23 protein-coding genes are annotated in these 22,892 nt (G+C 73.5%); 10 read left to right on the top strand and 13 right to left on the bottom strand.

Annotated elements, in window-relative coordinates; genetic code table 11:
- Nucleotides 1-6 precede the first annotated feature (6 nt).
- From egtD to egtA, 4 genes are read right to left on the bottom strand one after another with little or no spacing between them, the layout of a single operon-like run.
- A complete protein-coding gene (egtD, locus tag ACZ5NW_RS21330; protein WP_468745434.1) occupies nucleotides 7-969 on the bottom strand; it encodes an L-histidine N(alpha)-methyltransferase in 963 nt (320 codons plus the stop codon).
- Nucleotides 966-1,757 carry an ergothioneine biosynthesis protein EgtC gene (egtC, locus tag ACZ5NW_RS21325; protein ID WP_468745433.1) on the bottom strand — a complete coding sequence of 264 codons (792 nt, stop codon included), beginning with the start codon at nucleotides 1,755-1,757 and terminating at the stop codon, nucleotides 966-968. Before egtC ends, egtD begins: the two co-directional genes overlap by 4 nt.
- Complete coding sequence (egtB, locus tag ACZ5NW_RS21320; RefSeq protein WP_468745432.1) at nucleotides 1,757-3,073, bottom strand: ergothioneine biosynthesis protein EgtB; 1,317 nt, start codon at nucleotides 3,071-3,073, stop codon at nucleotides 1,757-1,759. The genes egtC and egtB overlap by 1 nt, the downstream gene beginning before the upstream one ends.
- A complete protein-coding gene (gene egtA / locus ACZ5NW_RS21315; RefSeq protein WP_468745431.1) occupies nucleotides 3,070-4,398 on the bottom strand; it encodes an ergothioneine biosynthesis glutamate--cysteine ligase EgtA in 1,329 nt (442 codons plus the stop codon). The genes egtB and egtA overlap by 4 nt, the downstream gene beginning before the upstream one ends.
- Nucleotides 4,399-4,665: 267 nt before the next feature.
- Here egtA and ACZ5NW_RS21310 point away from each other — a divergent pair, with 267 nt between their 5' ends.
- Nucleotides 4,666-5,493 (top strand): TIGR02452 family protein, encoded by an 828-nt coding sequence (locus tag ACZ5NW_RS21310; protein ID WP_468745430.1) that lies wholly within the window; start codon nucleotides 4,666-4,668, stop codon nucleotides 5,491-5,493.
- Here the strand turns inward: ACZ5NW_RS21310 and ACZ5NW_RS21305 are convergent.
- The 4 genes from ACZ5NW_RS21305 to ACZ5NW_RS21290 all read right to left on the bottom strand — a co-directional run bounded on the left by ACZ5NW_RS21305 (nucleotide 5,478) and on the right by ACZ5NW_RS21290 (nucleotide 9,252).
- On the bottom strand, nucleotides 5,478-5,924 hold the full coding sequence (locus tag ACZ5NW_RS21305; RefSeq protein ID WP_468745429.1) for a type II toxin-antitoxin system PemK/MazF family toxin: 447 nt from the start codon (nucleotides 5,922-5,924) through the stop codon (nucleotides 5,478-5,480). The genes ACZ5NW_RS21310 and ACZ5NW_RS21305 overlap by 16 nt on opposite strands.
- A gap of 42 nt (nucleotides 5,925-5,966) precedes the next feature.
- Complete coding sequence (locus ACZ5NW_RS21300) at nucleotides 5,967-7,451, bottom strand: flotillin family protein (protein ID WP_468745428.1); 1,485 nt, start codon at nucleotides 7,449-7,451, stop codon at nucleotides 5,967-5,969.
- Nucleotides 7,452-7,585: 134 nt separating this feature from the next.
- The gene (locus ACZ5NW_RS21295; RefSeq protein WP_468745427.1) at nucleotides 7,586-7,804 is read right to left on the bottom strand and encodes a hypothetical protein; all 219 of its coding nucleotides are present in this window, start codon (nucleotides 7,802-7,804) and stop codon (nucleotides 7,586-7,588) included.
- A 26-nt stretch (nucleotides 7,805-7,830) separates the two neighbouring features.
- Complete coding sequence (locus tag ACZ5NW_RS21290) at nucleotides 7,831-9,252, bottom strand: amidase (RefSeq protein ID WP_468745426.1); 1,422 nt, start codon at nucleotides 9,250-9,252, stop codon at nucleotides 7,831-7,833.
- 215 nt (nucleotides 9,253-9,467) lie between these two features.
- Between ACZ5NW_RS21290 and ACZ5NW_RS21285 the strand changes: the two genes are divergently transcribed.
- On the top strand, nucleotides 9,468-10,853 hold the full coding sequence (locus tag ACZ5NW_RS21285; protein WP_468745425.1) for a glycoside hydrolase family 43 protein: 1,386 nt from the start codon (nucleotides 9,468-9,470) through the stop codon (nucleotides 10,851-10,853).
- Between the two features lie 136 nt (nucleotides 10,854-10,989).
- Nucleotides 10,990-11,445 (top strand): archease, encoded by a 456-nt coding sequence (locus ACZ5NW_RS21280; protein WP_468745424.1) that lies wholly within the window; start codon nucleotides 10,990-10,992, stop codon nucleotides 11,443-11,445.
- A 23-nt stretch (nucleotides 11,446-11,468) separates the two neighbouring features.
- Here ACZ5NW_RS21280 and ACZ5NW_RS21275 read toward each other — a convergent pair whose 3' ends face one another.
- Nucleotides 11,469-12,884 carry an RtcB family protein gene (locus tag ACZ5NW_RS21275; RefSeq protein ID WP_468745423.1) on the bottom strand — a complete coding sequence of 472 codons (1,416 nt, stop codon included), beginning with the start codon at nucleotides 12,882-12,884 and terminating at the stop codon, nucleotides 11,469-11,471.
- Between the two features lie 42 nt (nucleotides 12,885-12,926).
- Nucleotides 12,927-14,660: a DNA polymerase/3'-5' exonuclease PolX gene (gene polX, locus ACZ5NW_RS21270; protein WP_468745422.1), complete on the bottom strand. Its 1,734-nt coding sequence runs from the start codon at nucleotides 14,658-14,660 to the stop codon at nucleotides 12,927-12,929.
- 77 nt (nucleotides 14,661-14,737) lie between these two features.
- Between polX and ACZ5NW_RS21265 the strand changes: the two genes are divergently transcribed.
- Nucleotides 14,738-15,040, top strand: a complete 303-nt coding sequence (locus ACZ5NW_RS21265) for a hypothetical protein (protein ID WP_468745421.1) — start codon at nucleotides 14,738-14,740, stop codon at nucleotides 15,038-15,040.
- A 106-nt stretch (nucleotides 15,041-15,146) separates the two neighbouring features.
- Nucleotides 15,147-15,677 carry a hypothetical protein gene (locus ACZ5NW_RS21260; protein ID WP_468745420.1) on the top strand — a complete coding sequence of 177 codons (531 nt, stop codon included), beginning with the start codon at nucleotides 15,147-15,149 and terminating at the stop codon, nucleotides 15,675-15,677.
- Nucleotides 15,678-15,743: 66 nt separating this feature from the next.
- Here ACZ5NW_RS21260 and ACZ5NW_RS21255 read toward each other — a convergent pair whose 3' ends face one another.
- On the bottom strand, nucleotides 15,744-16,307 hold the full coding sequence (locus ACZ5NW_RS21255; RefSeq protein ID WP_468745419.1) for a hemerythrin domain-containing protein: 564 nt from the start codon (nucleotides 16,305-16,307) through the stop codon (nucleotides 15,744-15,746).
- 176 nt (nucleotides 16,308-16,483) lie between these two features.
- On the opposite strand from ACZ5NW_RS21255, the gene ACZ5NW_RS21250 reads away from it, so the two are divergent.
- Both ACZ5NW_RS21250 and chrA read left to right on the top strand, forming a co-directional pair.
- Nucleotides 16,484-17,512: a sigma-70 family RNA polymerase sigma factor gene (locus tag ACZ5NW_RS21250; protein WP_468745418.1), complete on the top strand. Its 1,029-nt coding sequence runs from the start codon at nucleotides 16,484-16,486 to the stop codon at nucleotides 17,510-17,512.
- A 128-nt stretch (nucleotides 17,513-17,640) separates the two neighbouring features.
- Entirely contained in the window at nucleotides 17,641-18,840 is a 1,200-nt protein-coding gene (gene chrA / locus ACZ5NW_RS21245; protein ID WP_468745417.1) for a chromate efflux transporter, read from the top strand.
- A 3-nt stretch (nucleotides 18,841-18,843) separates the two neighbouring features.
- On the opposite strand, the gene ACZ5NW_RS21240 is transcribed toward chrA, so the two are convergent.
- Nucleotides 18,844-19,161, bottom strand: coding sequence for an Rv3488 family transcriptional regulator (locus ACZ5NW_RS21240; RefSeq protein WP_468745416.1), 318 nt, complete (start codon nucleotides 19,159-19,161; stop codon nucleotides 18,844-18,846).
- 259 nt (nucleotides 19,162-19,420) lie between these two features.
- On the opposite strand from ACZ5NW_RS21240, the gene ACZ5NW_RS21235 reads away from it, so the two are divergent.
- Nucleotides 19,421-20,302, top strand: coding sequence for an LLM class F420-dependent oxidoreductase (locus ACZ5NW_RS21235; protein WP_468745415.1), 882 nt, complete (start codon nucleotides 19,421-19,423; stop codon nucleotides 20,300-20,302).
- Between the two features lie 89 nt (nucleotides 20,303-20,391).
- Here the strand turns inward: ACZ5NW_RS21235 and ACZ5NW_RS21230 are convergent, their stop codons facing one another.
- Nucleotides 20,392-20,955 carry an NAD(P)H-dependent oxidoreductase gene (locus ACZ5NW_RS21230; RefSeq protein ID WP_468745414.1) on the bottom strand — a complete coding sequence of 188 codons (564 nt, stop codon included), beginning with the start codon at nucleotides 20,953-20,955 and terminating at the stop codon, nucleotides 20,392-20,394.
- 99 nt (nucleotides 20,956-21,054) lie between these two features.
- Between ACZ5NW_RS21230 and ACZ5NW_RS21225 the strand changes: the two genes are divergently transcribed.
- Nucleotides 21,055-21,735 (top strand): TetR/AcrR family transcriptional regulator, encoded by a 681-nt coding sequence (locus ACZ5NW_RS21225; protein WP_468745413.1) that lies wholly within the window; start codon nucleotides 21,055-21,057, stop codon nucleotides 21,733-21,735.
- Between the two features lie 110 nt (nucleotides 21,736-21,845).
- Nucleotides 21,846-22,883 carry a LacI family DNA-binding transcriptional regulator gene (locus ACZ5NW_RS21220; RefSeq protein WP_468745412.1) on the top strand — a complete coding sequence of 346 codons (1,038 nt, stop codon included), beginning with the start codon at nucleotides 21,846-21,848 and terminating at the stop codon, nucleotides 22,881-22,883.
- Nucleotides 22,884-22,892: the final 9 nt, after the last annotated feature.

The following is a 22,892-nucleotide window of genomic DNA, read 5'->3' as shown; positions in this document are numbered from 1 at the left end:
CGCCGCTTACTGCACCGTGCTCAGGGACAGCGCGAACCGGCCTTCGATGTCCGTCCACCAGTGGGTCAACACCAGCCCCGCGGCGGCCAGTTCGCCGCGAATTCCCTCCTTCCGGAACTTCGCCGACACCTCGGTGCGCATCTCCTCCCCCGCCGCGAAGTCCACGGCGAGGTCCAGGGCCGGCACCTTCACGGTCTGCGCGTCGAGGGAGCGCAGCCGCATCTCGATCCACTCGTTCTCCGCGTCCCACAGCGCGACATGGGCGAAGGCGTCCGGATCGAAGTCGGCGCCCAGCTCGCGGTTCATGACGCTCAGGACGTTCTTGTTGAACGCGGCCGTCACCCCGGCCGCGTCGTCGTACGCCCGGACCAGCACATCCTCGTCCTTGACGAGGTCGGTGCCGAGCAGCAGCGCGTCGCCCGGCGCGAGCAGCCCGCGCACCGAGGCGAGGAACGCCGCCCGTTCGGCGGGGAGCAGATTGCCGATCGTGCCGCCGAGGAACGCCACCAGCCGGGGCCCCGGTGTGTCCGGCAGCCGCAGCGGCCGGGTGAAGTCGGCGATCAGGGCGTGCACGCCGAGGCCGGGCCGCTCGGCGATCAGCGCGTGCCCGGCCTGGGTGAGGGCGCTCTCGCTGACGTCGACCGGCACATAGGTGTGCAGCGCGGCCAGCGCGTCGATGACATGGCGGGTCTTCTCGGAGGAGCCCGAGCCCAGCTCGACCAGGGTGCGGGCCCCGGAGACGGCCGCGATCTCGGTGGCCCGGGCAAGCAGGATCTCCCGCTCGGCCCGCGTGGGGTAGTACTCCGGCAACTCGGTGATCTGCTCGAACAGTTCGCTGCCGCGGGCGTCGTAGAACCACTTCGGCGGCAGTGTCTTGGGCGTGGCGGTCAGGCCGTGCAGCACGTCGGCGCGCAGCGCGGCGTCCGTGGCGTCCTCGGGCAGGGTGCGGGTGATCTGGAACGGACTCACGTACAGGGCTCCTTGCAGGATGCTGATGCCGCGTCGTCGGCCGGGTCCTTCAGCGGCGTGAGCAGCACGTCCGTGCGGCTCGCGGTGAGCAGCGCGCGGTCGGGGACCTCCCGCCAGCGCGGATCGTCGTCGTAGGGCTCGGAGGCCACGACCGCGCGCCGGCCCGGCTCGGCCAGATACCAGAGCGTGTCGCCCCAGGCGGTCGCGGCGATCGTGTCGCCGTCGGTGAGCAGCAGGTTGAGCCGTGCGCCGGGGGCCGCCGCGGCGACCTCCCGCACGGTGTCGGCCAGCGCCTGCCCCATCTCGTCCCCGGTCCGCAGCCGGGCCAGCACCAGCGCCCACACGAACGCGGAGTCGTTGCGGGCCTCCATCGACAGCAGTTCGGCCGCCGGGAGGGTGGGGGCGAGCGCGGCGAGGGAGCCGGGCCAGCCCGGGACCGCGCCGTTGTGGCTGAACAGCCACCGCCCGGCGGCGAACGGCGCCGCCGCGGCCTCGGCGTCGGCCCCGGACAGGGTGGCGTCCCGTACGGCGGCCAGCAGGGCCCGGGTGCGCACCACCCGGGCCAGATCGGCGAAGGACAGATCGGCCCAGATCGGCCCGGCGCGCCGGTAGCGGGCCGGCACCGGGTCGCCGGGCGCGTACCAGCCCACGCCGAAACCGTCGGCGTTGACCGTCCCGTACCGCTGGTGGCGGGGCGCCCAGGACTGCCGGTACAGGGCGTGCGGGGGAGCGACGAGGAGCTCGCCGAGCCGCTCCTCCTCACCCACGCAGGCGATATGGCGGCACATCAGACCGCCCCGGAGCGGGCGGTGCGGAAGCCCGAGAAGATCTGCCGCCGGATCGGATAGTCCCAGTTGCGGAAGGTGCCCCGGCAGGCCACCGGGTCCACGGCGAACGAACCGCCGCGCAGCACCTTGTACTCGGGCCCGAAGAACACCTCCGAGTACTCCTTGTACGGGAACGCCCGGAACCCCGGGTACGGCCGGAAGTCGCTCGCCGTCCACTCCCACACATCGCCGATCAACTGCCGTACGCCCAGCGGCGACGCGCCGGCGGGATAGCTGCCGGCCGGCGCCGGGCGCAGATGGCGCTGGCCCAGGTTGGCGTGTTCGGGCGCCGGATCGGCGTCGCCCCACGGGTAGCGCATGGAGCCGCCGGTCGCCGGGTCGAAGCGGGCCGCCTTCTCCCACTCCGCCTCGGTGGGCAGCCGGCGCCCAGCCCAGCGGGCGTAGGCGTCGGCCTCGTACCAGCACACGTGCAGCACCGGTTCGTCGGGCGGCACCACTTCGGTGACCCCGAAGCGGCGGCGCAGCCACTGCCCGGCGTCACGGTGCCAGAACAGCGGCGCGGTGATCGAGTGGCGCCGGATGTGCTGCCAGCCCTCGGGCGTCCACCAGCGCTCGTCGTCGTAGCCGCCGTCCGCGATGAACGCCTGGTACGCGGCGTTCGTCACCGGCGTGGTGTCGATGTGGAACGCGGGGACGTCGACCTGGTGCGCGGGGCGTTCGTTGTCCAGCGCCCAGGGCTCGGTCGAGGTGCCCATGCTGAACGGGCCGGCGGGGACGAGGACTTCGGCCGGTCCCGTGAACAGCGGGGCCGGGTCGGGGTCCGGCGCGGTCAGGGCCTGCGGGCCCTTGCGCAGCTGATGGGTGATCAGCATCGTCTCGTCGTGCTGCTGTTCGTGCTGGGCGATCATCCCGAAGGCGAAGCCGGCCTCGGTGAGCCGGGTGCCGTGGAAGTCGGCCGACGCCAGCACGTCCAGGACCCGGCCGCGCACCTCGCCCGCGTACGTGCGGGCCTCGGCGGGCGCCAGCAGCGGCAGGGAGGGCCGCTCGGCGCGCGGGTGCTCGAAGGCGTCGTAGAGGCTGTCGATCTCGGGGCGTATCGCCTCCCGCCCGGCGACCGCGCGCAGCAGCCACAGCTCCTCCTGGTTGCCGATGTGCGCCAGGTCCCACACCAGCGGGGACATCAGCGGGGAGTGCTGTGCGGTCAGGTCGGGGTCCTCGACGCAGCTGGTCAGCAGCGTGGTGCGCTCCCGCGCGGTGATCAGGGTGGTCAGCGCGCGCTCGCGCAGGGTCTCGGCGTCGAAGGCGGGGGCGGTCATGAGGGGATGTCCTTCCCGTGCGTGAGGGTGGCGCCTCCGGCCGGGCGCGGCCGGGACCGGGCCTGCGCGCCGCCGCGCAGGCCGTCGAGCAGGTCGTCGGCGGGGCAGCGGCCCCGCAGGACGTAACGGTCGAGGTAGGCCGCGACGGCGTCCATGACCCGCGGTTCGGCGCCCAGCCGGGGCAGGGCCTCCAGGGCCGCGGTGAAGCACACGACGGCGGCCTCGTGCAGCTCCGGGTCCGTCAGCCCGTCGCGGGCCGCGTCGATCCACAGCGGGTTGTGCGGCGCCGGCAGGGGCAGGGCCCGCTCGGCCAGCGGCTTCACGGTGCGATAGGCGATCTCGGCGGTCTCGGGGTCGTCGAACAGGGCCGCCGTCACCGCGAGCGGGACGAGCCAGCCGTCCTCTCCGGGCTGCGCGTCGATCATGCGCAGCTCCAGATGGCCGCGCGGCCGCACCGGCGGGAACAGCGTCGTGATGTGGTAGTCGAGGTCGGCCCGGGTGACCGTGCCGGCCCGGACCCACTCCCGGAAGGCGAGCCCCTCGGGAACGTCCCAGGGACCGGCCTCCCGGCGCACGCACATCACCGGTGAGTCCAGCACGTGCCGCGCCCAGGCGGCGGCCGGGTCGCCCTCCAGGGCGGGGGCACCGGCGCGCCCGGCGCCTATCTCCGTCCACAGCAGCTGCCGGGTGGAGCGCCAGCCGGTGGGCTCGCCACCGAGCAGGGGCGAATGGGCGAAGGCGGCCACCAGGACCGCGCCCAGTGTGTGCGCCAGCCACCAGCGCCGCCCGTGTCCCAGCGGACCGGGCTCGGCGTACCCGGCGTCCAGGCACACCTGGACGGAGGCCGAGGTGCACATCATGGCCCGGCCGGCGGGGCCCTCGCGGTCGAGGCAGGCCTCCATGGCGTCGTACCGGCGTTCGTGCAGGAACCGACGGGGAGGGTGCCAGGGATCGGTGCCGATGCCGGTCAGGGCGAGGCCCTGCTCGCGCAGTGTGGCGCGGACGGCGGTCAGATCGGCGGAGACGATGCCGACGCACTCGGTGAGGGAGGCGGCGGGCGGCGAGCTGAGCTCCAGCTGGCCGCCGGGTTCGACGGTGAGCGCCGACCTCAGGGGCACGTTCCGCAGTGCGGCGTAGGCCGCTTCGAGCCGTTCGGGTGTCACGGGGAGCCGCGGATCACGCAGCTCGTGGACCAGCCATTCGACTTCGACCCCGAGGGCGCGGGGCGGGCCGGTCTTGAAGCAGATGCCCCTGACCAGGGCCTCCACCTCGGCTTCGGTCAGGGCGGTGCGGGGCTCGGTACAGTCGCCCACCGCATCGGACATAGCGGAATCCTCCTGGTCTCCGGTGTGCCGTCGCCCTGACGCCGGGTGGGCCCGGGTGCGGCGCACTCGTCCCACCCAAGACCCTCGCGTCGATTCGCACAAGGGTGCACAACGGTATGTTCCGGGCCCGTCACTTCCGTCTCCTGCTCGTTTCGAGCCCCGGGAAACTCTGTTGCACCGCACGTCCAGCATCGCTCACGATGCGTTCATGAGCACGACGGGGGAGGGCGCGCGCGGCGCGCTCATGCCGTTCACGGGGGTGACGGCATGAGCGCGCGGCTGCGGGGCATCGCACAGGAGACCGAGAAGATCGTCGAGGCGGGGTACTACCGCGCGGCCGACGGGTCCGAGGTGTCCCTCGCGGCGGCGATCGACGCCGCACGGGCGGGCACCCGCATGGCGGGGCCCGGTCCGGTGACCGTCCCCGCGCTCCCGTCGCTCACCACGACTGTCGAGGTCACCGGCGAGAGCAGCCTGGAGGCCGCCCGGCGCCTCGCGGCCGCGCCGGTCGCCGTGCTGAACTTCGCCTCCGCGCGCAATCCGGGCGGCGGCTACCTCAACGGCGCGCAGGCCCAGGAAGAGGCCCTGTGCCGGGCCTCCGCCCTGTACACCTGCCTGCTGCGGGCCCGGGAGTTCTACGACCACCACCGCGCCCACCGCGACCCGTTCTACACGGACCGTGTCATCCACTCACCGGCCGTGCCCGTCTTCCGGGACGACCGGGGACGGCTCCTCGACACGCCGTTCACGGCCGGTTTCCTCACCGCCGCCGCGCCCAACGCGGGCGTGGTGCTGCGCACCCAGCCGGAGCGGGCGTCCGAGCTGCCCGCCGCCCTCGCCGTACGGGCGGAGCGGGTCCTGGAGACGGCCGCCGCGCACGGCTACCGGCGGCTGGTGCTCGGCGCGTGGGGATGCGGTGTCTTCCGCAACGACCCCGCGCACGTCGCGGGGGCGTTCCGGGCGCTGCTCGGCCCCGGCGGGCGCTTCGCGGGCACCTTCGAGCAGGTGGTGTTCGGGGTGCTGGACCGCACCCCGGGAGCGGTGGTGCGGGCGGCGTTCGTACGGGCGTTCGCGGAGCCTCAGCTCCAGCCGTAGCGTTCGCGAAGGCGCTGCCTGACCAGGTTGAAGCGGCCCCGGTCCAGGGCGCAGGCCTCCCGGCGCATGCCGTCCTCGTGCAGCCGCAGGATCCGGTCCACGTCCACCCAGGAGTCCCGGCCCGAGCGGTCCCACGGTCCGCTGCCGATCGCCACCCACTCGCGGTCGGCGTCGTGCCGCTTGCTGGAGAGCTGTACCGCCAGGAAGGTGCCGGCGGCCTCACGGGCGACGACCAGCACCGGGCGGTCCTTGCCGCGTCCGTCGTTCTCCTCGAAGGGCACCCAGGTCCACACGATCTCCCCGGGATCCGGGTCGCCGTCGTGCGCGGGCGAGTACTCGGTGCGCACCCGGCCGACCTCGCGGGGCTCGGCCTCGGTGGTGGCGGTGGGGCCGAAACGCCCCGGGACGTTCTCATCGGTAAACGCGGTCACGGGGGCACCCTAAGGGGTACCCCCGTGGTCACACCCGCCGGGTCACGCCTCGTCCACCGGGACCTTCCCCGAGGGCGGCGGCGCCACCTGGCCGTTGAGCGGGGCGGCCCCGTTCGGCGTCTGACCGTTCTGGTTCATGGACGCCAGCAGTTGACGTGCCAGGCCCAGTCCGGTCCCGCCCATGGTGAGTGCCTTCGCGAACAACTCGGCCATGCCGTCGGCGCCGTTGAGCAGCACCATGTTGTCGACGTTGCCGAAGGCGGACGCGCCGGCCTGGACGATCTCCGGCCACTTCTCGGCGAGTTGCTGGGCGACGACCGCCTCCTGGTTCTCGGCGAGGGCGGCCGCGCGTGCCTTGATGGCCTCCGCCTCGGCGAGTCCCCGCGCCCTGGCCGCCTCGGCCTGCGCGAGCCCCTTGGCCTGCTCGGCGGCCGCCTCGGCCTCACCGGTGGCCTTGGTCGCGGCCGCCGAGGCGGTGCCGCGCGCCCTGGTCGCCTCGGCCTCGGCACCGGCGGCCGCCTTCACCCGGGTCGCCTCGGCGGCGGCCGCGAGCTCGGTCTCCTTCGCCTTGGCCTGCGCCGCCGAGATCCGCGCGTCGCGTTCGGCCTCGGCCAGCGTGCGCTTCTCGTACGCCTTGGCGTCGGCCGGCTTGCGGACGTCGGCCTGGAGCTGCTGCTCGCGCCGGTGCGCCTCCAGTTCGGCGACCCGTGTCTCCTGGACCACGACCTCCTGACGCGCCCCGGCCTCGGCGAGCGGGCCCGCCTGCCGGGCCTTCGCGGCCGCCTTGTCCCGCTCGGCCTGGTAGCCGGCCTGGAGGATCTCGCTGTCCCGGGTGGCCTCCGCCATCCGGGCGAAGGACGCCTGCTCGGCCTCCGTGGCGAGCCGGTTGGCCTCCGCCTGCGCGATGCGCGCGTCCCGCTGGACGGCCGCCGCGTGCGGCATCGCCAGATTCTGGATGTACCCGGTCGGGTCCTCGATCTCGTGGATCTGGAGCGAGTCCACGATCAGACCCAGCTTCTCCATCTCCGTACCGCACGCCGCCCGGGTCTGCCCGGTCAGCTTCTCCCGGTCGCGGATCATGTCCTCGACCGTCAAACCGCCCACGATGGACCGCAGATGGCCCGCGAAGACGTTGTGCACCCGCTCCGACATCAGTTTCTGCTGGTCCAGGAAACGGCGGGCCGCGTTCGCGATCGACACGAAGTCGTCGCCCACCTTGAAGATGACCACGCCCCGCACCTTCAGCGGAATGCCCTGGTGGGTCACGCAGTCCACGTGCAGCTCGGTCTCGTTGAGATCGAGCGACAGTTTGCGCACCACCTGCACCCCGGGCAGCACGAGTGTGCCGCGCCCCGTGACGATGCGGAAGCCCATGCCTTCCTCAAGGCCCTCCATCCGGTGCTTGGAACCGGAGATGACCAGGGCCTCGTTGGGCTCGGCCACCCGCCACATCATCTTGAACAGACCGATCAGCACGAGGACGGCGAGAACCGCCACCCCCGCGACGACGCCGACGACCATCGGCATGCGCCCCCTTTGCATGGTGCCCTCTCGGCACCGAACGAAGGGAGTGTGCGCCTGTTCGACCCCTGCGGTGAAGCCACCGGCGCGTCCTTGTTGCAATCTTGACGCGAAGGGCTATCACCTGCGGTGGCGCATGCTCAACTGTCGTACGCGGCCGTGACATAGACCGTTCGCGGCGGCAGATACTCCACCACCATCACCACGGTCCCGGGCGCGATACGGTCCGAGCCCGCCGCCGCGTAGGCGAGGAAGTGCTCGGCGCCGCCCCGCACGCGGACGATCACCTCGCCGACGAGCCCCGGCCCGATCGTCCCGGTGACCCGCCCCATGAGCCCGATCATCGACGCGTCGTCCATGGTCACAGGGTACGGGCGCGATCCGCCTACACGGCAGGGGAGCGCACGGCCGCCGGGTCGGGCCACCTCTCGTACCACCGCAGCTCGGCCTCCAGCTGCGCGGCGAGCGAGAGCAGCAGCGGCTCGCCGCCGGCCGGGCCGAGCAACTGCGCGCCGACCGGCAGCCCTTGCGCGGTGAAGCCCGCGGGCACGTTGACGCCGGGCCAGCCCAGGACGTTCCACGGCCAGGCGTACGGGCAGGCCGCGATCATCGCCCGGTCGGTGGCGAACCCGCCGAGCCCGAGCAGTGCGCCGACGCGCGGCGGCGGTGCGGCCGTCGTCGGCGCGAGGATCACGTCGTACGCCGAGAAGAAGCCGCCGATACGACGGTGCAGCACCGCCTCCGCGCGCCGCGCCGCCCGCAGCGGTGCCCCGCCGAGCAGCCGGCCCAGCCGTGCGGCGTCCCGGGTGCGCCGGTCGAGCAGTGCCGGGAAGGGGGCGTCGGCGACGCGCTCGGCGATGCCGGCCGTGGCCCGGGGGACGAAGGTCAGCCCGATCTGCCCGTAGGGCGGGTCGGCCTCCTCGACGGTGTGCCCCGACGCGGCGAGTCGCTCGGCGAGTTCGACGACGCGGGAGCGGACGTCCGGGTGCAGCCGGGCGGGCAGCGCGGTGAAGGGCGGCTTCAGCGAGAGCGCGACACGCAGCCGGCCGGGGTCGCGGCGCGTGGCGGCGACGGCGTCGATGGCGGCCGGCCGGTGCGGGTCGCGGGCGTGGTTGCCGCTCGCCGCGTCGAGGAGCAGGGCCGCGTCGGCGACCGTCCGGGCGAGGGTGCCGTTGACGGTGATGCCCTGGAAGGACTCGCCGCGCGGCCAGGTGGAGATGCGGCCGCGCTGCGGTTTGACGCCGATGAGATGGGTCCAGGACGCCGGGATGCGCACCGAGCCGGCGCCGTCCGAGCCGAGGGCGGCCGGGACCAGTCCGGCCGCCACCGCGGCCGCCGACCCGCCGGAGGAGCCGCCCGGGGTGTGTTCCGGGTGCCAGGGGTTGCGGGTCGCGCCGAAGGCGGGCCCCTCGGTGAACGGCCACTGCCCGAACTCGCAGGTGTTGGTCTTGCCGACGATCACCGCGCCGGCCGCGCGCAGCCGTCGTACGGCCTCGCCGTCCTCGGCGACGGGCGGATGCGGGCCCGGACAGCCGAAGGCGGTCGGCTCGCCCGCCACGTCCATGTCGTCCTTGACGGCGACCGGCACCCCGAGCAGCGGCCGGTGCGCCCCGGCGGCCAACTCCCGGTCCGCCGCCTCGGCTTCGGCGAGCGCCGCCTCGGCCCGTACGATCCGGAAGGCGTTGAGGGTGTCCTGGCTCGCCTCGATCCGTGCCAGCGTGCGCTCGACGAGCTCGCGGGACGAGACCTCCCCGGCGGCGAGGGCGCGGGCGGTCTCCGCCAGGCCGGCGGCACGGTCGAGCGTCATACGGGGCCTCCCGGACGTCGTTGTCTACTGCACAGTAACCTCTGGCGGAGCGCGGACGGAATGCCTGTGCGGGCGGCGGGAGTTGCCCCGGTCGCCACAGGGGCCCCACGGGTTGCTGCGCAAACCGTTGACGCGCCCCGGCCCCGCCCCTACCTTCTGATCGACTTTCCGAACCTTGTTCGGCATGTCGAACCTTGAGCCGTAGGGAGAGCCGCATGACCCCGTCCCCCACCCCGTCCCGCCGCACCCTGCTCCGCGCGCTCGCCGTGGTCCCCGCCACGGCGCTCGTACTCGGTGAGGCCCCCGGCGCACTGGGCACCGCCCTCGCCGCGGCACCCGCCGCCCGATCCGCCACCCGCTACACCATCGTGCCCTTCCTCGACAGCGACGACGGCACGGTCAACGTCTACCAGTCCGACGACGCCACGGACTTCCGCCTGCTCCAGGCCTCCGCCTACACCCCGCCCGCCCATCGCATCCGCGACGCCAGCATCTTCAAGCACACGGACGGCTACTACTACCTCACCTACACCACCCACACCTGGCAGGACGTCAGCACCACCATCGGCTTCGCCCGCAGCGCCGACCGCGTCGACTGGACCTTCCTGTACGACTACACGGTCCCCATCGCGAACCTCTCCCGGGCCTGGGCGCCGGAGTGGTTCGTCGACAGCGACGGCAGCGTCAACGTCATCGTGTCCTGCTCCCTCACCAGCGACGAGTGGATCTTCACCCCCTATCTGCTGAGGGCCACCAACTCCGCGCTCACCGCCTGGAGTTCACCCGTCGCCCTGTCCGGCATCGGCAGCAACCACATCGACACGTTCATCGTGCGGATCGGCTCGACCTACCACGCCTTCACGAAGAACGAGACGACCAAGTACATCGAGTACGCGACCGCGAGCGCCCTCACCGGCCCCTACACGATCTCGAGGACCGGCGACTGGGCCGGCTGGGGCAGCTACCGCGAGGGCCCGGCCCTGGTCCAGCTGGACAACGGCGGCTGGCGCATCTTCTTCGACGGCTACGGCGACCGCACCTACTACTACAGCGACAGCTACGACACCTTCGCCACCTGGAGCGCGCCCAAGGCCCTGCCCGCCGTCTCGGGCACCGCCCGGCACTTCACCGTCATCAAGGAGACGGTCCCGGGCGGCCCGTGCATCCCCAGGAACGCCACCCGCTCCCTGCGGTCCGCCAACTACCCCACCCGGTACTGGCAGGAGCAGTCCTCACTGCTCAACCTGCCCGTGGTGACCTCCGCCGGCACCGGCGCCGAGAAGCAGGCGTCCACCTTCACGGTCGTCGAGGGCCTCGCCGACCCCGCCGGCTACTCCTTCCGCGACGCCGCCGGAAACTACCTGCGCCACTACGGCTTCCGGGGCCGCTTCGACCCGAACGACGGCACGTCCACCTTCGCCAAGGACGCCACCTTCATCGCCCGCGCCGGCGCGACGACCGGCGCGGTGCGCTTCGAGTCGTACAACTACCCCGGCTACTACCTGCGCCACTACGACTACCAGCTGCGCGTGGAGGTCTCGGACGGAACGGCGCTCTTCCGCCAGGACAGCTCCTTCGTGCCGGTGACGGCCTGGGCCTGACCGCCTGCCCACGCCCGACGAGACCCGGCTCGACCTGTCGGCGGCCCCGCGCGTGCCGCCGCCGGCGAGCCGTCTCGGCCTCGGATCCGACCATGTCGGCTCGCGTGCGCGGCGGACGAGCGGGAAGGTGGTGGACATGGTCGGAGAAACGGGCGACGAGCTGGCGGCGCGGCGGCAGGGCGTGAACGGGCACCGGACGGTGCCGCACACCGCCGACCTGCGCATCGAGGCGTGGGGCGCGAGCCGGGAAGAGTGCTTGGTGGAGACCGTGATGGGTCTCGTGGACTGCTTCGCCGACGTCTCGGGGGCCCATCCGCGCGCGGTGGAGCGCGTACGGCTGCCCGAGACCGACGACGACGATCTGCTGGCCGAACTGCTCGACGAGGTCATCGTGCGGCTGGAGGTCCAGGGCCGGGTGCCGGTGGACGTCGAGGTGGAGCCGGAGGACGGCGCCCTGGACATACGGCTGGCGGTCGCGGAACTGGCCGACGTGCAGATCGTCGGCGCCGTACCGAAGGGCGTCACCTGGCACGGGCTGCGCATCGGCCCGGACTCCTACGGCTGGTCCTGCTCGGTCACGATCGACGTGTGAGCCGGGACAAGCCGGGACACCGCTCAGCCCTTGACCACCCCCAGCGGCACCAGCCGGGCCACGGTCCGGCACAGGCCCGCCCCCTCGCTCGCGGCCACCACCGCGTCCACGTCCTTGTACGCCTCCGGGGTCTCCTCCGCCAGACCGCGCCACGACTTCGGGCGCACCGCGATCCCCGACCGCTCCAGACGCGCGCGCAGCTCCTCCCCGGTGACCGTGCGGGCCGCCTCGTGGCGGCTCATCGTGCGGCCCGCGCCGTGGCAGGTGGAGGCGAACGCGCCGCCGTCCGCCACCCCCGCCAGGACGTACGAGGCGGTGCCCATCGTGCCCGGGATCAGCACCGGCTGCCCCGCCTCGCGCAGATCGTCCGGCAGCTCGGGATGCCCGGGCGGAAAGGCCCGGGTGGCGCCCTTGCGGTGCACGCACAGCCGTCGGCGTACGCGGTCCAGTGAGTGGGTCTCCAGCTTGGCCAGGTTGTGCGAGACGTCGTACACCAGCGACAGCCGGATCCCCGCGACCCGGCGGAACACGGCACGGGTCGCGTCGGTCAGCAACTGGCGGTTCGCGCGGCCGTAGTTGGCGGCGGCCGCCATCGCCCCGAGATAGTCGCGCCCCTCGGGGGAGTCCACCGGGGCGCAGGCCAGCTGGCGGTCGGGGACGGAGATGCCGTAGCGGGTCATCGCCCGGTCCATCGCCCGGACGTGGTCGGTGCAGATCTGGTGGCCGAGCCCGCGCGAGCCGCAGTGGATCATCACGCACACCTGGTTCTCGGCGATGCCGAAGGCGTCCGCGGCGGCCCGGTCGTACACCTCGGCGACCCGCTGCACCTCCAGGAAGTGATTGGCCGAGCCCAGACTGCCCACCTGGCCCAGCCCGCGCTCGCGGGCCCGCGCGCTCACCTGGGCCACGTCGGCGTCGGCGACCGCCCCGCCGTCCTCGCACCGCACCAGGTCGCGCTCCTCGCCGCGCCCCTGCTCCACCGCGTACCGGGAGCCGCCCTCCAGGAGCCGTTCGAGCTGGCCCGGCCCGGTCAGCCGCCACACCCCGCCGGGGCCCGCGCCGCGCGGCACCGCCCGGTCCAGTCCGGCCATCACACCGGGCAGCGCCCGCCGGAAGGCCCGGTCGTCGCAGTCGGCGGCCAGCAGCCGCACCCCGCAGGAGATGTCGAAGCCCACGCCGCCGGGCGAGACCACGCCGCCCTCGTCGACGGCGGTCGCCGCCACCCCGCCGATGGGGAAGCCGTAGCCCCAGTGGATGTCCGGCATGGCGTACGAGGCGCCGACGATGCCGGGCAGGGTGGCCACGTTCATCACCTGGGCCAGGGACTGCTCGGCGTCGCGCAGCAGGTTCCGGGTGGCGAACACCACGCCGGGCACCCGCATGGCCCCCTGCCGTTCGATACGGAACCGGCAGGGCCCGTCCTCGATCAGTCTCGTCATCGCCGTCTCCCGACGCGTTTCATCGCTGTCTCCCGGCGAGGTTCAGCGCCGCCCCTTGCGCAGGAAGCGTCGCAGGCGGGTCAGCGGCCAGGTGTTGATCACGTCGTCCCTCGTCAGCCAGCCGCGCTGGGCCGTCCCCACGCCGTAGCGCATGTTCGCCAGATGGGGCGTGGCGTGGGCGTCGCTGTCGACGGCGAACTTCACCCCGTACCGCCGGGCCCGCAGGATGTCCTCGTCGCGCAGGTCGAGGCGGTCCGGGGCGGCGTTGATCTCCAGCGCCGTACCGGTGCGGGCGCACGCGGCGAAGACCTCGTCGAGGTCGGCGTCGATCGCGGGCCGTCGGCCGATGATCCGGGCGGTGGGGTGGCCGATGACGTTGACGTGCGAGTTCTCGCAGGCCCGCACCAGCCGCCGGGTCAGCTCCCGCCGGCTCTGGTTGAAGTGGGAGTGCACCGAGGCGACGCACAGGTCGAAGCCGGCCAGGAACTCCGGCGGCCAGTCCACCTCCCCGTCCGGGTCGATGTTCAGCTCCGCGCCGTGCAGCAGCCGCATGCCGCCCCGCCCGCCGTGGGCGCCGTCGAGTTCCCGGACCCGCTCGCGCTGGGCCAGCATCCGCTCGTCGGTCATGCGCTGCATGTACAGGTTGGGGCCGTGGTCGGTGATCGCGTAGTAGGCGTAGCCGCGTTCGGCGGCCGCGGCGACCATCTCCTCCAGCGGGGCCAGACCGTCGGTGAGATCGGTGTGGGTGTGCAGGTCGCCGCGGATGTCCTGCTCCCGGACCAGCTCGGGCAGCTCGCCGTTCAGCCCGGCCTCGATCTCGCCACGGTCCTCGCGCAGGGTGGGCGGGATCCACGGCAGGCCGAGCCGTTCGTAGACGTCCTCCTCCGTCTCGGAGACGATCTTCGCTCCGCTCTCGACGTCGAACAGCCCGTACTCGGAGAGCTTGAGCTTCTGGTGGACGGCCATCTCGCGGGTGCGGATGTTGTGCGCCTTGGCGCCGGTGAAGTACTGCATGGCCGCGCCCCAGGAGTCCGGCGGCACCACACGCAGATCGACCTGGAGCCCCTTGGTGGTGCGGATCGACGTCTTCTTCGCACCCTGTCCGATGATCTCCAGGACGTACGGCAGCTCGGTGAACGCCCGCATCAGCCGCGCCGACGTCCCGGCCGCCGCGAGGACGTCGATGTCGCCGACGGTCTCGCGGAACCGGCGCAGCGAACCGGCGTACGCGCACCGGCGGCAGCCCGGGACGGCGGCCAGCCCGGCGACGATGTCCTCGGCCAGGTCCAGGGCGACGTCGAGGAGGACCCGCTCGCCGGAGGAACGCAGCAGCTCGATGCCGTGCAGGAGGTTCTCCTCGGTCTTCGGGCCGAAGCCCCTCAGATCGCGCAGCCGTTCCTCGTGGATGGCCTCCGCCAGCTCCTCCGCCGAGGAGATGCCCAGCTCCTCGTAGAGCACCAGAGCCTTGCGCGGGCCCAGGGTGGGGATCGCGGTCAGCCGCCGCACCCCGGCGGGAATCTTCGCCCGCAGCTTCTCCACGGCCGCGATGTCGCCGGTGCGGAAGTACTCGACGATCTTCTCGGCGGTCGACCTGCCGACGTTGGGGATCTCCTGGAGACCCTTGAGGTCCAGGGTGGACACGTCGGCGTGATAGCCGCCGATCGACCGCGCGGCCTTCTCGTAGACACGCGCCCTGAACGCGTCTCCTCCGGTGATCGAGATCAGGTCCGCGTACTCGGCGAAGAGCGCGGCGACCTCGTCGTTGGACCGAGCCACCCTTTCAGGGTAGGCACGCCACGGTAGCTCCGGGCGCTCGCGGGTACCCGGCGCATCCGCAGACGTTTCCGGAGGAGATGACTCGGATGCTGTTCCTCGGACTGCTCCTTATCGCGTGCACGGGCGCGTTCACCGCCCTGGTGATCGCCGACAACCTCTCGGGCGGTCCCGAATACACCGTGTCCGTCCTCGGCCACGACATCGCCACCATGAACGGTCTGGCGATCTTCTGCTCCGGACTCGCGCTGGCGCTCATCTTCTGCCTGGGCCTGGCCCTGATGGCGAGCGGCACCACTCACCGGCACCGCCACGTGCGTCACCCGCGCCGCCACTGGGGCGTACGGGCGGGCGGTCCCACCGAGCCGGAGGCCCGGGCCTGACCGTGTGATCCTGGGCAAGTCGGGCGGGCACGCCTGTTCGGCCCGGGGGTGGACGGGCTACTGTGCAGGGATCCCGCCCACCGCTCGATACCGGGACGGCCCAGCAGTGCTCGCAGATCTCTCTCCGCTCATCGCCGCGACCACCCAGTGGCTCACCCGCGCCTACCCGCCCTGCGGCGGCGCGCTCGCCTCGGCCCTGTGCGAGGTGCAGGCGCGGCAGGCCGTCACCGTCGCGGCGTGGCTGCGCTACCCCACCCCCATGGACGCCGCCCTGGTCGGCCTCGCCGGCCCCGGCGGCTCGGGACGGCTGGACCTGGTCGCCGGCGGCGGGACGGACACCACGGACGAGGACCCGGACGACACCGCCTGGCGGACCTGGGTCGACGAGGTCGTCGCCAGCTGGGCGGCATGCCTGCTCGCCGACGCGGCGCTGGCCCGCCTCGCGGTGACCGCGCTGGGCGAGGGCGGCCACACGACCGGCGTGTCGGTGGAGTTCCGGCGCCTGACCGCGCCCGACGAGGGCGAGCGGACGGCGGCGGCACTGCTGCGCCACCCCGACCTCCTCGCCCCCGTCGCCGACCTCCACTCCGCTCACCTGCGTGACCGCCTCGCCCCCGGGCAGGAGCTGGTGGCCTGAGAGCCCCCTGAGCACCGGGGTCTCGCAGGCCGCGGTCAGCTCTTCTTGCCGGTCACTCTCGCGGGGTCAGCTCTTCCTGCCGCGTCCCGACAGGGCATCGCGCAGGCGGTCGATCAGGCCGACCCCCGGTGCCAGCAGTTTGTTGGCGGGCGGCTCGCTCGGGGTCGACGGATGCGGGCGCGTCGGGGCGGTCTTCTTCGCCTGACGCACCTTGTCGCCCAGCGCGTCGAGCGTCTCGTCGGAGCACGCCGTCCGCAGCCGGGGGAAGAGGCTGCCTTCCTCCTCGGCCAGATGGGAGCGGATCTCGGTCATGAGCCGCTCCATCAGCCCGTCGAACGCGGGATCGTCCGCGGGGCGGCCCTCCAGGTCCTTCATGATCCGCTCGGCCCTGGAGTGGTCCTCGATCTCCTTGTCGGCCAGGGCGTCGCCGCCCGCGATGTGTTCCCGTACGGCCGGGTAGAGGTACTCCTCCTCGGCCACGGAGTGCTTGACCAGCTCCATCGTCGCCCGGTCGGCGTACACCTTCCGGTTCGCGTCACCGGACGGCAGCGCCTCGATGCGGCCGAAGAGCTGCTCGACCTCGCGGTGATCCGTGATCAGCTCGTCGATGACATTCCCGCCGTGTTCCATGTCCCTCACCTCCGCGGTCCGTACACCCGCCCGGCGTCCGGCCGAGTGCCCAGCGCGCGCCGGGCCCACTCCCGCGCCGGGCCGTCCGCCGGTCGAGGGCCGCGGCCGCGCGCCGGCGCACAACGCGGTGCGGCGCGGGTACTCGGACGGCACACCAGGGAGGGAGGCCGACCGTCATGCCCCCAGCCGCCACACCCGCCACGCCCTCTGCCGCGGACCCGCGCGAGGGGCGGCGTGCCGCCGTGCACGCGGCCCGGGTGCGCGGACGGATGTCCGAGCCGGACGACGAACCGGACCTCCTGGGCCGCTATCTCGCCGCCATCGCCGCGACCCCGCTGCTCAGTGCGGAGGAGGAGGTGTGGCTCGGCCGCCGTATCGAGGCCGGGGTGGATGCCTTGCGCGAGCTGGAGCAGGCCGACACGGGCGAGCCCGCGCTGTCGCCGCGCCGGCGCCGGGAGCTGGAGGAGACGGCCCGCGACGGACAGGCGGCGAAGGACCACATGATCCGCGCCAATCTCCGGCTCGTCGTCGCGATGGCCCGACGGCACGCGCGTCGCGGGCTGCCGCTCCTCGACGTCATCCAGGAGGGCAACCTCGGTCTGATCCGCGCGGTGGAGAAGTTCGACCACACCAAGGGGTTCAAGTTCTCCACGTACGCCACCTGGTGGATCCGCCAGGCCATCGAGCGCGGGCTGGCCCGGCAGGCCCGTACGGTACGGCTGCCGCAACAGGTCGTGGAGGAACTGCACCGGCTCGCCAAGGTCGAACGGCGGCTGCGGCTGACCCACGGCCGTGAGCCGACCGTCGGGGAGATCGCGGCGGAGAGCGTCCTGACCGAGGAGCGGATCGTCTGGCTGCGCCGGGTCGGACGGGAGGCGGTGAGCCTGGACACGCCGGTGGACGACACCGGGGAGACCGTGGTCGGCGACCTCATCCCCGACACCGAGGTGCTGCGGGCCCCCGAGATCGCCGAATTCCGTGCGCTGGCACAGGAGTTGAGGGAGGCGGTCGGTGCGCTGGGGCCCCGCGAGGCGATGATCCTCAGCCTGCGCTACGGCCTCCACGACGGCCATCCCCGCACGCTTCAGCAGGTCGCCGAGCAGGTCGGTCTGACCCGTGAACGCGTGCGCCGGCTGGAGAAGCAGTCCCTCGCGCATCTGCGGCGGCCCGAGACCCGGGAACGACTGGTGGACTGGGCGGGGTGACCCCCAGGGCCGTGCACCGCCTGAGGCCTCCGTTCACCGGCACCCCGGACCCCGTGCCCCCGCCGTATATCGTCGTCCGATATCGAGGTCCGTAACGGATGGCGTTGCGGCGGGCGAGGAGCCGGGAGATGACGGACGGGACGGCGGCCGGGGCGACGGGCGGGGAGCGGGACGTCGTGCCGCGGGTGGGTCTGGCGACCATCGCCCGCGAGTGGGGGCGGATCGGCTGCATCGGCTTCGGCGGCCCGCCCACCCACATCGCGCTGCTCCGGCAGCTGTGCGTGACGCGCCGGGGATGGATCTCGGAGGCGGAGTTCGAGCACGGGATCGCCGCGGTGAACCTGCTGCCCGGCCCGGCCTCCACCCAGCTGGCGATCTTCAGCGCGTGGCGGCTGCGCGGCGCGCTGGGCGCGGTGGTCGGCGGCGTGTGCTTCATCGTGCCGGGGCTGGTGCTGATCCTGGCGCTGGCCGCGCTGTTCCTGGCCGGGGACCCGCCGCTGTGGGTGCGCGGAGCGGCGGCCGGGGCCGGGGCGGCGGTCGCCGCGGTGGCCGTACAGGCCGCGTCCGCACTGGTGCCGGCGAGCTGGAAGCGGGCCCGGGGCCGTGCCTCGACCCGGGCCCGCTGGATCGGATACGCGCTCGCGGGTGCCGCGGCGGCGGTGCTGACGGGGCCCTGGCTGGTCCTGGTGCTGGTGGCCTCGGGGCTGCTGGAGGTCGCCGTCCACGCGCGGCGCGCCGGGGCGGGTGCCGGCCGGCCGGCCGCCTGGCCGCTGGCGGTGGCCGCCCCGGCGGTCGGCGGGCTGGGGGCGCTGACCTGGGTGGCGTTCAAGGTCGGGGCGCTGTCGTACGGCGGCGGTTTCGTGATCATTCCGTTGATGCGGGGCGACGCCGTGGACCACTATCACTGGATGACCGACGCCCAGTTCCTGAACGCGGTCGCGCTGGGCCAGATCACCCCGGGGCCGGTGGTGCAGACCGTCGCCGTGGTCGGGTACGCCGCCGCCGGGGTCGGCGGGGGGCTGCTGGCCGCGGTGGCGGCCTTCACACCGTCGTTCCTGATGGTGATCGCGGGCTCGCCGCGCTTCGACGCGATCCGTACGAACGCGCGGGTGCAGGCGTTCTTCGGCGGCGCGGGCCCCGCCGTGATCGGCGCGATCGCCGGCTCGGCGATCCCGCTGGCGCTGGCCCTGTCGGAGGGTTGGCAGTACGCGGTCCTGGCCGCCGCCGCGCTGTGGCTGCTGCTCGCCCGCAGGGGTGTCGTGAGCGCCCTGCTGGGGGCGGGGGCGCTCGGGGTCGTGGCGGCGCTGGTGGGCTGGCCGGTGCCCTGATCCTCAGGCGCGGGTTCCGGCGCCTTCGTCGCCGAGCAGCTCGCGGGCCAGTTCCGCCAGGGCCCTGCGGTCGTCCGCCAGGGCCTGCTTCCCGGCCTCGGTCGCCCGGTAGACCCGCCGGGTGCGTCCCTCGACGACCCGCTGCTCGGAGACGAGCAGTCCGTCGGCCTCCAGCCGGTGCAGCGTCGGGTACAGGGTGCCGGGGCTGATGCGGTAGCCGTGGTGGGCCAGTTCCCCGGTCATCCAGGCGCCGTGGATCTCGCCCTCGGCGGCGTGGTGCAGGATGTGCAGCCGCACGGCGCCCCGTTGGAACTCCCGCACGCCGCCCACCTCCGAGCCGCCGTACCTCCGGCCGTGACGCAACCGATATCGGTCCACGATTCTATGCCGCGGGTGCCGTCCCGCCCCGGCCCAGCGCGCCTCACACCGGGTCGGGCGGGCCCCGGCGCCGGCCTCCACGAACCGGCGCCGGACGTCTACGATCCGGCGCCCGCGTCCACGAACCGGCCCCTTGACTTCGAGAGCGCTCCAGCACCTAGCGTCGGCGGCGTAGTCGAGGACCGGGTGAACGGAGACGGGCATGCGGGTGGGCGTGCACATCAACCAGTTCGGCACCTCCGCGGGCGCAGCCGCCCTGGGGGCCGAACTCGCCGCGGCCGGAGCCGCCGCGGAGGCGGCCGGGGTGAGCCGGCTGTCGGTCATGGACCACTACTTCCAGATGGAGTTCAACGGCGGCGCCGAGGAACCCATGCTGGAGGCCTATACGACCCTCGCCCACCTCGCCGCCCACACCTCCACGGTCCGCCTGGGCGCCCTGGTGACGGGAGTGACGTACCGGCATCCGGGCCTGCTCGCCAAGATCGCCACCACGCTCGACGTGCTGTCCGGCGGCCGGGCCTGGCTGGGCGTCGGCGCGGCCTGGTACGACCGCGAGCACGCGGGGCTGGGCGTGCCGTTCCCGCCGCTCGCCGAGCGGTTCGAGCGGCTGGAGGAGACGCTGCGGATCTGTCTGCGGATGTGGGACCCGGGGGAGAACGGCCCGTTCGAGGGCAAGCACTACCGGCTGGCGGAGACACTGTGCGTCCCGGCCCCGGTGAGCGCGCCGCACCCGGAGATCCTGATCGGCGGCGGGGGAGAGAAGAAGACGCTGCGGCTGGTGGCCCGCTACGGCGACGCGTGCAACCTGTTCGCCTCCTCGCCCGAGGAGGTGCGACACAAGCTGGAGGTGCTGCGCGGGCACTGCGACAGCGAGGGCCGTGCCTACGACACGATCCTCAGGACGATCACCTACACCGGCGACACGGCCGACCGGGGCGATCTCGACGGCTTCCTGCGGGACATCGCCGGCTACGCGGGGCTCGGTATCGACACGGTGATCCTCGCCCCGCGCCTGGGCGAGACCGCCGCCTGGATCGAGGGCTTCGTGGCACCCGCCGTCGAGCGACTGGCGGAGCTGGCCTGAGCCGAGCGCGGACAGGGTCGGCCCGGGGCAGGGCGAAGGGGGCCGGAGCGCGGTGCTCCGGCCCCCTTGTCACTCCTGGGCTACGACACTCAGGCGGCGACGGCCTCGTCCGCGTGGCCGTGCAGTCGGGCGATGACCTCGGTCAGCTGGGCGGCGACCTCGGCGTCGTCGACCGGGTGGGTCTCGGCGAAGCGGGTCACGGAGCCCGGGATCGAGAGCTTGAGGTCCTCGATCACCTTGCCGCCGGCGATGCCCACGGCCTTGCGGGCCTCGTCCTGCGCCCATACTCCGCCGTACTGGCCGAAGGCGGTGCCGACCACGGCGACGGGCTTGCCGCCGAAGGCGCCGGCGCCGTACGGGCGGGACAGCCAGTCGATGGCGTTCTTCAGCACGGCCGGGATGGTGCCGTTGTACTCGGGGGAGAAGAGCAGGAAGGCGTCGGAGGCCTGGGCGGCCTCACGCAGCTTGGCGGCGGCCGCCGGGACGCTGCCCTCGACGTCGATGTCCTCGTTGTAGAAGGGGATCTCGGCCAGGCCCTCGAAGAGCACGACCTCGGCGCCCTCGGGAGCGAGCTTGACGGCCGCCTCGGCGAGCTGGCGGTTGTGCGAACCGGCGCGGAGGCTGCCGACGAGCGCGAGGATGCGGACAGACATGGGAACTCCAAGGGGCTGAAACATCGCTGTTACGATCCGGACCGGGGTCCGTTTAGCTTTCTAGCACCCTAACCGGACCGCGGTCCAGTTTTGTTCCCGATGCTTTACGCTGGCTTCATGTCCAGCCCCCTGCCGCCCTTCCCGAAGCCCCAGGAGCCCGTCGACGCACAACCCTTGCTGGAGGTGGGCGCCGGCCCCGACGAGCCATGCCTGCGTGCCGACGCCGCCCGCAACCGCGCCCGGCTGCTGGACGCCGCCGCGCGGCTGATCGCGGAGCACGGCGTCGCCGGCGTGACCATGGAGGCGGTGGCCTGCGCGGCCGGGGTCGGCAAGGGGACCGTCTTCCGGCGCTTCGGCGACCGCACCGGACTGCTGATGGCGCTGCTCGACCACTCCGCGCGCACGCTCCAGGCCGACTTCCTCGGCGGTCCGCCGCCGTTGGGCCCCGGTGCGCCCCCGCTCGAACGGCTGGAGGCGTTCGGCGTGGCCGTGCTCCGCCGCTCGGCCGAGCGGCTCGACCTGGAACTCGCCGCCCAGCCGGACCCCGCCCGCCGCTTCTCCCACCCCTCGCTCCGGGCGCTGCAGCTCCACGTCACCCTGCTGCTGCGGCAGATCCTGCCGGACGCCGACTGCGAGCTGCTCGCCCAGACGCTGCTGGGCGCTCTCGACCCCGCCCTGGTCCATCACCTCACCCGCCAGTGCGGGATGCCCCTGGAGCGGCTGGAGAGCGGCTGGCTGGACCTGGTGCGGCGGGTCACGGGGGCGCGGACGCGGGGCTGAGCGCGGCGCTCGGTCGAGCACCGCGTGATGATCGTGTTCGCGCCACCGCGGGCGCGTTTCGGGTTCTCCGGCGGGAATCCGGTCGCCGCTTCTGCCAAGATGCCGTCGTCATGGTGCAGATACCGAAACCGCCCGCGCCGACGCCGCCGCCGGCCGCCCGCTCCGTGCCCACCAGCGCCGATGTCGCCCGCTTAGCCGGGGTGTCCCGCGCGACCGTCTCCTACGTCCTGAACAACACCGGCGCCGTACGGATCAGCGAACCCACCCGCCGCCGGGTCCACCAGGCCGCCCGTGAACTGGGATACGTCCCGCACGCCGCCGCCCGCAGCCTGCGCGCCGGGCACAGCCGGATGGTCCTGATGCCCGCCCCGTCGGTCCCCGCCGGCCCGCTCTACAGCCAGTTCGTGCACGACTTCCAGCAGGCCCTCAGCCGCCTCGACTACACCGTCGTCCAATACGGCGCCAGCGGACTGCACGGCGACGAGGCCGCCCGCGCCTGGGCCGAACTCAGACCCGTCGCCGTCCTGGTGCCCGGTCCCGGTATCGGCCCCGAGGGCGTCGCCGTCCTCAAGCGCTCCGGCGCCCGGGCCGTGGTGATGCTCGGCCCCGAGCGCGTCGAGGGCGCCCACACGCTCTTCCTCGACCACGAGGGCGTCGGCCGGGAGGCCGCCCGCCATCTGTACGCCCGCGGCCGCCGCCGCATCGGCGTGGTGGTGCCCCAGGAGCGCGGCATGAACATCTTCTCCCTGCCGCGCCTCGAAGGCGCCCGCGCCGCCCTCACCGGCACCGACGCCACCGTCACCCGGCTCGACCTCGCCTACACCGAGGAGTCCGCCGCCGCCCTCGCCGCCCGCTGGCCCGAGCTGGGCCTGGACGCCGTGTTCGCGTTCAACGACGAGTACGCCATGCTGGTGATGAGCGCCCTGCGGGACGCGGGCGTCCGGATACCCGAGGAGGCCGCGGTCGTCGGAGCCGACGACCTGCTGCTCGGCCGGCTGGTGCGGCCGAGGCTCAGCACGGTCCACATAGAACTGCCGTCCGGCCGTGAACTGGCCGAACTGGTCGACCGCGCGGTGCGCGCCCCGGGCGCCGTGCCCGAGTCCCGCGCCCTGCTGGCGGCCGCGGTGGTGCACCGCGACTCCAGCTGACCGCCCGAG

This window comes from Streptomyces sp. NPDC032126, from assembly GCF_055580085.1.
The sequence above is the reverse complement of the archived record's forward strand: the minus strand, read 5'-3'. Positions and strand labels throughout refer to the sequence as shown.